This window comes from Streptomyces flavofungini (assembly GCF_041028215.1).
In the GTDB taxonomy this organism is placed as follows: Bacteria; Actinomycetota; Actinomycetes; order Streptomycetales; family Streptomycetaceae; genus Streptomyces; species Streptomyces flavofungini_B.
This window is the reverse complement of record NZ_JASKYR010000198.1, coordinates 1-11,095: the sequence shown is the minus strand read 5'-3', so window position 1 is coordinate 11,095 and position 11,095 is coordinate 1. Positions and strand designations below refer to the sequence as shown.

Genomic DNA, 11,095 nt, shown 5'->3' with positions numbered 1-11,095 from the left:
GCCGCGGGTCACCGCGGCGGCGGGCGCGGACCGCGTCACCTACGTACTCGCCTTCGACGGCGGCACCAGGATCGACGTGGAGATCGCCGTCGAAGGCGAGTACGTAGGCGCCGGCGTGCTTGGCCAGTTGTACGGCGTAGCCGCCGACCGCGCCGCCCGCGCCGTTGATGAGCACGCGCTGACCGGCGGTCAGCCTGGCGTGGTCGAAGAGGGCCTGCCAGGCGGTGAGGCCGACCAGCGGCAGCCCGGCCGCGTCGGCCAGTGGGATGCTTGCGGGCGCCGATGTGAGCAGCCGGGCCGGTGCGAGGGCGTATTCCGCTGCCGCGCCGGCGCCGGTCATCGGCAGGAAGCCGATGACCGGGTCGCCCGCCCTGAGGTTGTTCACGTCGTCCCCCAGGGCGTCGACCGTGCCCGCGACGTCGATGCCGGGGGTGTGCGGCAGGGCCACCGGGATGGGGCCCTGCATGAAGCCGGCGCGGATGTTGCCGTCGACCGGGTTGAACGATGTCGCGGCGACCCGGATCCGTGCCTCCCCCGCTGCGGGCACCGGTTCTTCAACGTCCTCGTAGTGCAGGACGTCCGCAGCGCCGTACTCGTGGAAACGTACTGCCTTCATGGCAGACCTCGACTTTCATGGCAGTTCTCATGACGGGAAACGTGCTTCGATTTCGCGAGCGAGCAAGCAAGCAAGCATGAGGAGACAGGGGGCACACCCCTGCTTCGAGGGTGTGCCGCCAGGTGTGCGGGAACCGACGGTCGTCAACGACCTCCGGCAGTCGATGGCCATTGGCCACTGGTCGCTGGTCGCTGGTCGCCGGTCGCCGGTCGTGAGGCGCTAGTCGCCGACAGCGGCCAGGAGCTTGAGCTTGTCGTGACTGGGAGAACCCGGTTCGGCGGTGAAGACCAGGAGTGTCTGGTACTGCTCGGGGTCCAGCAGCAGCTCTGCGTACAGCTCCAGTTCCCCCAGCTCGGGGTGCACGTAGCGCTTGAGGTCGTGGTGGTGGGTCACGCCCACCTCGTGCAGCCGCCAGATGTTCGCGAACTCGGGGCTGACCTCCAGGAGAGCCGCGACGATCTCATTGGCCTTCCCTGTGGGATCGGCCGTGTACGCCTCCCGGATCTCGGCGGCGAAGACCCTGCCCCGTATCGGATGGTCCTCGACGGGATAGAGGCCGCGCACTCCCGGATCGCCGGTGAACCAGCGGTAGACCAGGTAACGGGACAGGCCCGAGTACTGAGTGAAGTCACCGAGCAGGGCGATTGCCGGAGGCGTCTGCAGCAGCGCCTCGCCAAACCGTGACAGCACGATGGCGGGCACGTCCGAAAGCCCGGCAACGATCCGCGTCATCGTGCGACCGACCTGATCGTCGCACAGGACCCGCCGCGGCATCGACAGGCCACCGAGAGCGAACAGGTGGTCACGCTCGCTCAGGTTCAGGCGCAACGCCTGGGCGAGCGCACCGAGCATCCGCTCCGACGGCGCCGGACCGCGCTGCTGCTCGATCCTGCTGTAGTAGTCGGCCGACATCCCGGCCAGCGCGGCCACCTCCTCACGCCGCAACCCACCGGTGCGGCGCCGTTGCCCACGGGGCAGCCCGACATCCTCCGGCTGCAGCGCCTCACGACGCGCACGAAGAAAATCTGCAAGCAACGCCCGGTCCATCGTCCGGCCTCCTCTGTTCGACAGGCCAATCCTGACCTGCACCGGAGGGCGGGTGAAGGGCGACTTCATCCGGGGACAGATTGTCCCTGGCTGACCACCATCTACGGGCAGCCTCCGCCGACGCCCCCAAATGTGCTGCGTGCACCCGGTACCAGCTGGCTGGTCACCCCGATCGAGCCCCCGGTACACCCACGGCGATGGTCCTACAGGTGCGTGACCGTGATCGCGATGACCTCGTCCAGGCGGTCCCGAGCCGCCTCCAGTTCGTCGGTCATGGCCTGGATACGCTCGCGCTCGACACCGCCGTCGGCGGGTGGAACGCCCTTCTCCCGCTGGAGGCGGGCTACAGATGCCTTGGCAGTTGCGCGATCCGTTAGCCGTTGCCGGAATAAGACCCGTCCAGTCGTCGTGCCAGGAAACCCTCTTCGCCTTGGTGCTTACCGGCATCGGAGCGGCAGCTGATCCGCTTGTGACGGTGGACGCGCTCGCGGTCCGCAAGTCGGTCTGTCCTGGAGCTGCCGCAGCTGGAAGTGAACCTGGGCGACGAGCGCGCCATCCAGAGGCGCCCAACCAAGGACGTAACGCAGTAAACCCTGGCGGTTTCGTCATGCCCTGGGGTCGTTCTTTCGGGCCATGAGATGGCGGGTGTCACCAAGACTGACGACCTGGCGGTTGTGGAAGAAATCGTCTTCGCGCAGCGTGGTGATGCTGCCGGAGGGGGCCCGGAAACTGGCGTAGCCGGCCGACTCGATCGGCATCTTGATCCAGGACGCCAGGACGAAGGTCAGCGAGCCGCCGTGCGTGACGATGATCTGGTGGGCGCAGGGCCGTTGCAGGATCTCGTCCATGGCCGCATAGATGCGCTGTGCCCACCGCGCCTTCGTCTCGGCGCCCTCCACGCCTTCGTCATGGTCCATCCGCTCGCCGAGGGCGGGCGGGGGGATGAAGCGCCGGTCCAGCCACTCCTGCGGCCTGCCGCCTGCTTCACCGTAGGACTTCTCCCGGAGCCGGTGATCAAGGATGGGCTCCACGTAGAAGAGTGCGGCCACGGCCTCGGCGGTTTGATGTGTGCGGTGCAGGTCCGAGGAGAACAGCTCCACCTCGGCACCTTCCGGGATCTGGGCCCGAAGCGCCTGGGCGATGGAGGCCGCCGCACGAACTCCGGCGGGTGTCAGGTGCGAGTCGTGCCATCCGCCGACGACTCCCTCGACGTGGTGCGTTGCCTCTGGTTGGGTTACGACGTAGAGAGTGCGCACAACAGCCTGCCCTTAGGGTGACGACGTCGGGTGTTGGGCATCCCGCGGGGGGGGTCGCCTCGTCCTGCTGGGGCGCGTATCGAATCGTGGTCAATGGGTGTGCCCCCCCTGGCTGGTCGTCATTCTGGTGGATCGTCTGACGTGAGTGATGGCGACGCTCACACCGGCGGGAATGCGCGCTCACGGTCGCCGGTTGCAGCTGATCGTGCACCATCCTCAGGAGCCGTACAACGGCATACACCCACTGCTTGCCGGGCGCTTCAGCCCTCACCGGTTCGACCCGTCGACGGTGGTCGACGACCATGCCCTCGGGCTGCTGCTGGAAGCCGCTCGGTGGGCGCCGTCGGCAGGGAACTCCCAGCCGTGGGGCTTCTTCATCGGCAGGCCCGGTGAGCCCGAACATGAACGGCTGCTCCCCTACCTCGCGCCGAGTTCGGCCGCCTGGGCGACGGATGCGGGCCTGCTCATCGTCACGCTGACGCGTCGATACGTCGAGGACACTCAGCTGCTCTACTCCGAGTTCGCAGACTACGATCTCGGCCAGGCCATCGCCCACCTGACTGTTCAGGCCCAGGCCATGGGACTCGCCGCACACCAATTCCGGGCCTTCGGCCTGGAAGGACTCACCAAGGAGCTGGACCCGAACCCGGGCTGGGCGATCGTCTCCATGGTCGCGGTGGGGAAGGCTGCTGACAGGCCCTCAGAGGTCCGCGAGCGGCGTAGCGTCGCGCACTTGCGCTCTGCTCCCTGGTCATCAGCGGAATAGCCGACGGGTCAGGCCCGGGTCGCGATGTCAGTGGGCTGGGTGAGGTCTGCTGGTCATGGACTTGGAATCTCTGCTGCAGCGCTTGAGCAACGAACTGGACGTGTTCCGCGTATGTCTCGATGGCGACGGCAACATAGGCAGCGTGGGCCCGTGCCACGAAGCATGGGCCGTGGTCCGGACGCGGGCCCCCTCTATGCGGTGAGGCCCGCACCGAGCACGCGGTGCGGGCCTCACCCCGCTGCATGTGCGGGCCCGTCAGAGGTTGACGTCCAGAATGTCCAATGCTGGCGAGTCGCACTTCGAGGCCTGCGGCGCGGTGGCCACTGACGTGAAACTACCTTTTGCCCAAGCCTCCCCCGGCGAGCACATCACGTAGCTGCTATTCGCTGGCTCTGGCGTCATGGGCGCCGAAGTAGGCGGGCCGCATGAACCGGGGGCAGGGCTACGGTCAGGTGGTGGAGCCGGGGCGTCAGCAGTGGTGCCGGGCGCGGCGGTGAAGCCGAACCCGGCTCGTGTCTGGACGACCATGTCGGTGCGGGTAGCGGCGGTAGCGGCTTGACGGCTACTTACCTTTATAGGCCCTCGACACAGGCATTCGCATGCCTGTCGACCGAGTCATACGGCGCTACTCTGCAAGTTGGCGGCGCAGCATCAGGCGCGATCCGTCCACTTTCCGAGCGTCTTGTGGTACCCGCTTGTGTCCAACACGGCCAGCTCAAACGTCAGCTTGGCCCCCTCCTTGTAACTCTTGTTGCAGGACGACTCTCGCACGTTGTCAGTGGCGCCGCAGAGATCAGTTCCCTTGTACGAGTAGATGTACAGGCGCACGGCCTTGTGATCGAATTGCAGGTCTCGAACAATGACGATCTCGCCGACGCTGTTGAACGATGCCTGGCCCTGCGTGTAGCTGCGGCTGCTGCTCGCGTTGGCAGCTGAGGTGGTGCCTGCGATGGCCATTCCCGCCACTGCTGAGACAACGACGGCCTTCTTTGCTGCGTTGATAACCCGCAACCTTACTCCTCGCGATTAAGGGAGAAGCTCTTACTGCTTCCCCCGAATGACAGGGGAAGCTAACACATCGCTCACCGCGTTTCGCCAGATGAAATATTGATTCACGCCCAGCAGGAACAAAACAGGCAAAGGCATAACCCGGAAGCCCACTCGATGGCCTTTCAGATCCGCGCTCACCCGCCATCCGGGCGGCGTCGTCATGAGTGTCGTGCTCGCCGTCGCCTTGCTCGGCCCCCTGCCGGCAAGCAGCTGCGCGCGGGTATCACCGCCGACCACGTCATCAGCGATCCGGCCGGGCGCACGTCGGACGCGGTGGCACGGGCCGCTCGCGCGCGGGGCGTCCGCCACGGTCGGCCTGCTCGACCGCGTCCGGCCGCACCTGCCGTGCCTCTTTACCCGCGCTGAGCCTCTGGTCCAGCCTCTTTATCCGCGCTGAGCCTCTGGTCCAGCGCGGCTGCGACTGGGGACCCCTCGCGGCTGTGGTGGCTGTCGTGGGCTGTACGAGTGGCGGCTTCCATGGCGGCGGACACCGCGCTGTCGCCGCGGCCGTGAGCGGCCAGGTGAGTGAGCCAGCGGCGGAGGGCTTCGACGGGCCCGTGCTCTTTGAGGAGGAGTGGAGCGGCGCTGGTGAGTGCACCGATCTCCCGTCCGTAGGCGGCCAGCAGCAGTGCGTCGCGGTCGGGGAAGTGGCGGTACAGCGTGCCCTGGCCGATTCCGGCCGCCTTGGCGACGGATTGCAGGCTCGCCGTGGGGTTGCGATCGAGCTCCGCGCGAGCGGCCCTGATGATCCGCGCACGGTTCTCCTGAGCGTCCGAATGCCGCGCCCGGCGAAGGGGTGGCATCGATTTGAGGAGTAGGAGTTTTCACGGCCCTCGGCCTGGTCCGAGTCCGGCCGCAGGGCGAAGCCAGCACTCCTCAGCTCAGGGGCCCCGGGGATACGCTCACGCCACCGTGTCGATCCGTGCAGCGCACACCGTCAGGATCGTGTCGAAGTCGGCGAGTACGTCCGCGCCTGCGTGCTTGTTGCTGGGGATCTCATCCAACGCCCTCGCCACTTTCACCTCCAGGACGGTGACTGTGCCGGGCGGCAGGAACGGCATCCCGAACAGCCAGTAGCCGCTGTCGATTCTCGTCAGCAGATCCCGGTGCACCGCATCCCAGCTCCGCACCGCCGCGGCCAGCTTGGCCTCCCCGGGCCCCTCCGCGAACTCCTCCAGGTCCCGCACCAGCGTCTGAACATCCGCATGGACAAGGGTGCACAGCTTCCGCGTCCGTGTCCACGTCTTGTGAACCGAAACGATCACAGCCACGCCCAGGGTCACCGCCACCGTCACCACCGCCGCCGGGTACCGCAGGAGGACAGCCGTGTACACCATGGCACCCACCATGGAAATGCCTGCCGCGTTCGATACCGTGCGGGTGATCGCGGCCCGCGTGATCCGCCCGTGCAGCCGGACCAACGGAACGTCTTCCGGTTCGGCGGCCCGCGCGAGAAGCGGAAAGACACCCCAGATGACCATGAGATTCTGGACGTCGTCGAGGTATCTGACCGGCCGCGTGGTGTCCAGATGGACAAGGAGCCGCCACCCGTACAACGCGACGACGGCCACGGCCACGCCCCACAGCAGTATCCGGAAGTTCCCACGGGTCTGGACCCACCGTGGCGACTGCCACCGAGCCGAGAGCCGCTCCGAGATCTCTGCCCTGAGCCCCGGGAGCGTGGCCGGTCGCCAGTACCGGGCCGATCGGCGCATCAGAAGGAGGCCGCCGATGAAGCACACCAGGCTGGCCACCCGGTCCGGAACGGTTGCGTGGGTCCACCGCGCATTGCCCCAGAGTGCGGCCGCGTAACCGGCGGGGAACAGGACAAGCCGCCAGTAGTGTCGTACGAGGCCGATGCCTTGACTCAAGATCGACATGGCCCCATCGTTTCGTCAACCCGCCACCGTTGAGGCCCAATTGAGGCACATCAGAGGCTGGCGCAGCCAGCACCGCGGTCGAGCTGGGCTGGCCTGCCAGCCCACCGATCACCGCCGTCCACGGCCGCTCCCCCTCGATCCGGACGCCCCTAGATCGGCCCCGATCCGTGGCCAAAGCCCTCGCTGACGCCGCCCTGAGCATGCCTGAGCATGGACTCCCTGCAATGGGAAAAAACTTCCTGCCCTGACCGGCCCCGCGGTATCCGCCGCGGCCCGCGGCAGGCCCGCGCAGCCGAACCGATCGCAGGTTGATCGCTGCTGGGACGATGGAGGCAGGATGACGACGAAGCGAGTGGCGCCCGGAGAAGCAGCTCCTCCGCCCGTGACGTCGTGAAGCCGCAACTGGAGAGGCGGGCTGTAGCCCTCGTCAGTGTCTTGGCGGCTCTGTCAAGCGCTTCCGTTCTGCTGGTGTGCCCACTTACGGCACCGTGGCGGGCGATTCGCTCGGGAGGGCGTAGGCGGCCATGAACATGTCCAGGAGGCCGTCGACGGCGGCCTCGTCGACGGGGCGGTTGGAGAGAAGTGAGCGGTAATAGAGGGCGCCGCACAGGACTTCGGCGGCGAAGGTGAGGTCCGCGTCCGGAGACAGTTCGCCGGTGTGCTGCGCGCGGGTGATGCGTTCAAGGGTGCTGGTCTCGACGGAGGTCAGAAAACGTTCGTGGATGGTTGCTCGTAGCTCGGGGTCGGCCTGCGCTTCGGCGATCACGGCCCGGTAGACGGGGCCGATCGGCGCGGTGCTGAGTACGCCCGAGGAGCGGATGAACTGCTCGCGCAAATCTGCTCGGAGGTCCCCGGTGTCGCGGTAGTCCAGGTCGCTGGACCAGACGTGGCTGAGCGCGTCGAGCAGGAGCGCGGGCAGGGACGGCCAGCGGCGGTAGATGGTGTGTTTGCCGACACCGGCTCGCTGGGCCACTGCCTTGATGTTCAGCCCTGGGTATCCGACTTCGACTGCCAGATCGAGGGTGACCCGCAGGATCTCCTCGGTGCGCACGGCACCCCGGCGACGCGGGGCGGGAGCGGGAGGATGCTCGTCCATACCCCCCAGCTTATCGGCACACCGAGTGCCGTTGACAAGTCGTTCCGGAGGGTGAGACGGTCCCCCCAGAACGGCACGCCGCGTGCCGTTAGCGTCTTGCGGCGCCACCTGAACGTCTTCCGCCCGCACCGCCCCACGGGGAGAAACCATGCAGATCACCACGGCTACCGTCTCGCTCACTGTCGACGACGTTGCCGCCTCCCAGCGCTTCTTCACCGCCCACCTCGGCTACACGCAGCAAGCCGCCGCCGACGGATTCGCCTCCCTCACCCGTGACGACGCGGCGATGGACATCGTCCTGCTCGCACGCGGCGCTGACGTACTGCCCGCCGACCAGCGCGACCAGCACGCCTCCGGCCTGATCCTCGCGTTCACCGGCACCGGCATCGAGGCCGAGGAGAAGCGGCTGCGCGCCGAGGGCGTCGCGATCACCATGCCGCTGCGCGAGGAGCCGTGGGGCGAGCGCCTCTTCCAGGTCACCGACCCGTGCGGGGTGGTGGTCCAGTTCGTCGAGTGGGCTGCCCCGTCCGGCTCCGAGCACTCCTGACGGGACGCCGCGCCGTACACGACAGCCCCGTCGAAGCCAACCCCGGCAAGGGAGATACGGCCTTGGCACCTGATCCGACCAGGGTGCACGCGCTGCCCGCCCACGACCGCGTGGTGTTCCTCAAACCCCTGATCACCTCTCCCAGCATCGACGTGGGTGAGTACACGTACTACGACGACCCGGACGGCGCCATCGAGTTCGAGCACCGCAAGGTCCTCTACGCCTACGGGCCGGAGCGCCTGACCATCGGCCGGTACTGCGCGATCGCCTCGGGCACCACCTTCCTGATGGCCGGGGCCGAACATCCGGCGATGGGGGTGTCCACCTACCCGTTCACGATGTTCGGCGGCCGCTGGGCCGAGCAGACACTCGACATCATCGCCGCCATGCCCAGCCGCGGAGACACGAGCGTCGGCAACGACGTCTGGCTGGGCCACCGGGCGACCGTCCTGCCCGGCGTGCGGATCGGTGACGGCGCCGTCATCGCAGCCGGCGCAGTGGTCACCGCCGACGTCCCGCTCTACACCATTACCGGCGGCAACCCGGCCTGACCCATCCGGCAGCGCTTCGACGACGCCGACATCACCAAGCTGCTGCGCGCCGCGTGGTGGGACTGGCCCGCGGACCTGGTCACCGAACACGCCAGCACCATCATGGCCGGGACACCGGCCGACATCGAACGCATCGCCGTCGAGCACGATTTGAGGGAAGTCCTTTGACTAGAGTAACGATCGAAGAGCACACGGTGGCCGACGGCGCGGCAGGGCCCTACGCCCTCACCGCCGGACCGGACGGCGCGCTGTGGTTCACCCTCGTCCACAGTGGCAGAATCGGCAGGCTCGTCCCCGGCGAGGAACCGACCAGCCACCCGCTCGGTGCCGACTGCGGACCGAGCGTCATCACACCCGGCCCCGACGGCGCGTTGTGGTTCACCGAGTACCGGGCGGACCGCATCGGACGCATCACCACCCATGGAACCATCGACGAATTCGACGTGCCCGCACCCGGTTGCGGGCCGTTCGGTATCGCGGCAGGGCCCGATGGCGCGCTCTGGTTCACCCAGACCGCCGCCGACCGCATCGGCCGCATCACCCTCGACGGGCACATCACCGAGTTTCCGCTCCCCGTCACCGGGGCTTTCCCGTCCGCGATCACCGCATGTGACGACGGCGGGATGTGGTTCACCCTCAACCAGGCGAACGCCATCGGACGGATCGGCATGGACGGTGCGATCACCCTGCATCGGCTGCCGACCCAGGCCGCGGCGCCGGTAGGGATCGCCAAGGGCCATGACGGCTCCCTGTGGTTCGCCGAGATCGCCGCCGGGCAGATCGGACGCCTCACCCCCGACGGGCAGATCACCGAGTTCCCGCTGCCCGACCGCACCTCCCGCCCGCACGGCATCATCGTCGACGGCGACGGCACCGTCTGGTTCACCGAGTGGAAAGGAAACCGCGTCGGCACCATCACCCCCACCGGCTCCGTCACCGTCCACGACCTGCCCACCCCGCACTGCGAACCACACGGCATCACCCTCGGTGCCGACGGCGCCGTATGGAGCGCACTGGAGATCGGCGCACTCGCCCGAATCACCCCTACGAACAGTGCCACCTGACCAAGCACAGCCCCACCGAACCCTCCACCAGCGGCCGCCCCGACGTCGGCCGCGAAGGAGACCCCATGAAATACGCACTCGTGATCTTCGAGACAGACGCCTCACGCCACCGGATCCAGACCGACCGTGCCGCCTACCGCGAACAGTACGAAGGCTGGATCAGCAGCCTCGCCGCGACCGGGCGGCTCCTCGGCGGCCAGGCCCTGGAAACCGAGCACACGCCTCCCACAACCGTGCGCACAGCGGCCGACGGCACCCCGGAGGTCACCGAAGGCCCCGCGCATACAGGCGAAGAGACCCTCGGCGGCTGGTTCATCATCGACGTGGCCACTCCAGAAGAAGCCCTTGAGCTGGCCAAGACGCTGCCGACCCCGGAGACCGTCGAGATCCGCCCCATTCTCGAAACGGCCTGAACAGCCGGGCCCGATCCCCCCATTGCGGTGTCACCGCCGTCCACCCCTCGGACGTCACGCGTGGGGACACTCCACACCGGCGTCACGCGTGGGGACACCCCACACCGGTCGTCGCCGAGCAGGGGTGTGCCGGTGACGGCCGGGGCGCGGCGCGCCGGAAACTCGCAGCTATCCTCGGCCGGACTTCTCGCACGGATGCCCCCACCCGGTCGGCGCGCGTCGAGATGGTCCCGGCCTACCAGCACGTGCGAATGACATCACCTTCAGTGCCGTGCCCCCGGCTCACCTCCCTGAAATACTGTCGCGCGCGGCGAGCCGGTGTTCGAGTGTCGTCTTCCGCAGTGCGGGGCCGGTTGAGCACTCTAGGCCGATGTCCAGCTGCTCGATGTCGGTGAGCCCCACTTCGAGGCCTGCGGCGCGGTACCCGCCGTCGCGGAAGGACGCCCCCCCGAGCGCTTCGGCCGCGATGCCACGCAGCTGCTCTTCGCTGGCTCCGGCGTCCTGGGTGCCGAAGAGGGCGGCGGCATGGGCCGGGGGCAGGGCCACCACGGTGAGGTGGCGCAGCCGACCGCGCGGATGCCAGACCAAAGGCGATGTGCGGAACGATCTGACCAGCCCCTGAAGAACCAGCTCGCCAGATCGGCAATGCGCTCGAGGCAGCCGACCGCAGTACGCCCACACAGCCCTCATCGCCCGCTCCGGCCTGGCTACCTACCCGGCCTCCCTCCTCCCCAGCACACACGTGGACGACCAGCTCACCCGCCCATGAGGACTCCGAGCAGGCAAACACCAACATGCAGCTCAACAGC

The 11,095-nt window shown here is 68.0% G+C and carries 13 protein-coding genes and 1 pseudogene; 6 read left to right on the top strand and 8 right to left on the bottom strand.

Annotated elements, in window-relative coordinates:
• Together AB8Z36_RS16080 and AB8Z36_RS16075 are read right to left on the bottom strand one after the other, a co-directional pair.
• On the bottom strand, positions 1–616 hold a 616-nt coding region (locus AB8Z36_RS16080), incomplete at its 3' end, for an alcohol dehydrogenase catalytic domain-containing protein (protein WP_369213988.1).
• 219 nt (positions 617–835) lie between these two features.
• Positions 836–1,663, bottom strand: a complete 828-nt coding sequence (locus AB8Z36_RS16075; RefSeq protein ID WP_369213987.1) for a helix-turn-helix transcriptional regulator — start codon at positions 1,661–1,663, stop codon at positions 836–838.
• Positions 1,664–1,872: 209 nt separating this feature from the next.
• Here AB8Z36_RS16075 and AB8Z36_RS16070 point away from each other — a divergent pair, with 209 nt between their 5' ends.
• Complete coding sequence (locus AB8Z36_RS16070) at positions 1,873–2,040, top strand: hypothetical protein (RefSeq protein WP_369213986.1); 168 nt, start codon at positions 1,873–1,875, stop codon at positions 2,038–2,040.
• A gap of 228 nt (positions 2,041–2,268) precedes the next feature.
• Here AB8Z36_RS16070 and AB8Z36_RS16065 read toward each other — a convergent pair whose 3' ends face one another.
• The gene (locus tag AB8Z36_RS16065) at positions 2,269–2,919 is read right to left on the bottom strand and encodes a histidine phosphatase family protein (protein WP_369213985.1); all 651 of its coding nucleotides are present in this window, start codon (positions 2,917–2,919) and stop codon (positions 2,269–2,271) included.
• A gap of 205 nt (positions 2,920–3,124) precedes the next feature.
• Here AB8Z36_RS16065 and AB8Z36_RS16060 point away from each other — a divergent pair, with 205 nt between their 5' ends.
• Positions 3,125–3,685, top strand: a complete 561-nt coding sequence (locus AB8Z36_RS16060; RefSeq protein WP_369213989.1) for a nitroreductase family protein — start codon at positions 3,125–3,127, stop codon at positions 3,683–3,685.
• A 651-nt stretch (positions 3,686–4,336) separates the two neighbouring features.
• On the opposite strand, the gene AB8Z36_RS16055 is transcribed toward AB8Z36_RS16060, so the two are convergent.
• From AB8Z36_RS16055 to AB8Z36_RS16040, 4 genes are all read right to left on the bottom strand, one after another.
• Positions 4,337–4,696, bottom strand: coding sequence for a hypothetical protein (locus tag AB8Z36_RS16055; protein WP_369213984.1), 360 nt, complete (start codon positions 4,694–4,696; stop codon positions 4,337–4,339).
• A 392-nt stretch (positions 4,697–5,088) separates the two neighbouring features.
• Complete coding sequence (locus tag AB8Z36_RS16050) at positions 5,089–5,538, bottom strand: TetR/AcrR family transcriptional regulator (RefSeq protein WP_369213983.1); 450 nt, start codon at positions 5,536–5,538, stop codon at positions 5,089–5,091.
• A gap of 99 nt (positions 5,539–5,637) precedes the next feature.
• Entirely contained in the window at positions 5,638–6,615 is a 978-nt protein-coding gene (locus AB8Z36_RS16045; RefSeq protein ID WP_369213982.1) for a hypothetical protein, read from the bottom strand.
• 478 nt (positions 6,616–7,093) lie between these two features.
• The gene (locus AB8Z36_RS16040) at positions 7,094–7,711 is read right to left on the bottom strand and encodes a TetR/AcrR family transcriptional regulator (RefSeq protein ID WP_369213981.1); all 618 of its coding nucleotides are present in this window, start codon (positions 7,709–7,711) and stop codon (positions 7,094–7,096) included.
• 148 nt (positions 7,712–7,859) lie between these two features.
• Between AB8Z36_RS16040 and AB8Z36_RS16035 the strand changes: the two genes are divergently transcribed.
• The 4 genes and pseudogenes from AB8Z36_RS16035 (at position 7,860) to AB8Z36_RS16020 (ending at position 10,286) form a co-directional block, all read left to right on the top strand.
• Positions 7,860–8,258 carry a VOC family protein gene (locus tag AB8Z36_RS16035; protein WP_369213980.1) on the top strand — a complete coding sequence of 133 codons (399 nt, stop codon included), beginning with the start codon at positions 7,860–7,862 and terminating at the stop codon, positions 8,256–8,258.
• Positions 8,259–8,320: 62 nt separating this feature from the next.
• Positions 8,321–8,977: pseudogene (locus tag AB8Z36_RS16030) on the top strand (CatB-related O-acetyltransferase).
• On the top strand, positions 8,974–9,873 hold the full coding sequence (locus tag AB8Z36_RS16025) for a Vgb family protein (protein ID WP_369213979.1): 900 nt from the start codon (positions 8,974–8,976) through the stop codon (positions 9,871–9,873). The pseudogene AB8Z36_RS16030 and the gene AB8Z36_RS16025 overlap by 4 nt, the downstream one beginning before the upstream one ends.
• Positions 9,874–9,938: 65 nt before the next feature.
• Positions 9,939–10,286 (top strand): YciI family protein, encoded by a 348-nt coding sequence (locus AB8Z36_RS16020; RefSeq protein ID WP_369213978.1) that lies wholly within the window; start codon positions 9,939–9,941, stop codon positions 10,284–10,286.
• A gap of 282 nt (positions 10,287–10,568) precedes the next feature.
• On the opposite strand, the gene AB8Z36_RS16015 is transcribed toward AB8Z36_RS16020, so the two are convergent.
• Complete coding sequence (locus AB8Z36_RS16015; RefSeq protein ID WP_369213977.1) at positions 10,569–10,874, bottom strand: hypothetical protein; 306 nt, start codon at positions 10,872–10,874, stop codon at positions 10,569–10,571.
• Between the last annotated feature and the right edge of the window lie 221 nt (positions 10,875–11,095).

Excerpts from the sequence above, each read along its gene's own strand:
- AB8Z36_RS16075 (WP_369213987.1), bottom strand. The coding sequence starts at position 1,663 with ATGGACCGGGCGTTGCTTGCAGATTTTCTTCGTGCGCGTCGTGAGGCG.
- AB8Z36_RS16050 (WP_369213983.1), bottom strand. The coding sequence starts at position 5,538 with ATGCCACCCCTTCGCCGGGCGCGGCATTCGGACGCTCAGGAGAACCGT.
- AB8Z36_RS16045 (WP_369213982.1), bottom strand. The coding sequence starts at position 6,615 with ATGTCGATCTTGAGTCAAGGCATCGGCCTCGTACGACACTACTGGCGG.
- AB8Z36_RS16040 (WP_369213981.1), bottom strand. The coding sequence starts at position 7,711 with ATGGACGAGCATCCTCCCGCTCCCGCCCCGCGTCGCCGGGGTGCCGTG.
- AB8Z36_RS16035 (WP_369213980.1), top strand. The coding sequence starts at position 7,860 with ATGCAGATCACCACGGCTACCGTCTCGCTCACTGTCGACGACGTTGCC.
- AB8Z36_RS16020 (WP_369213978.1), top strand. The coding sequence starts at position 9,939 with ATGAAATACGCACTCGTGATCTTCGAGACAGACGCCTCACGCCACCGG.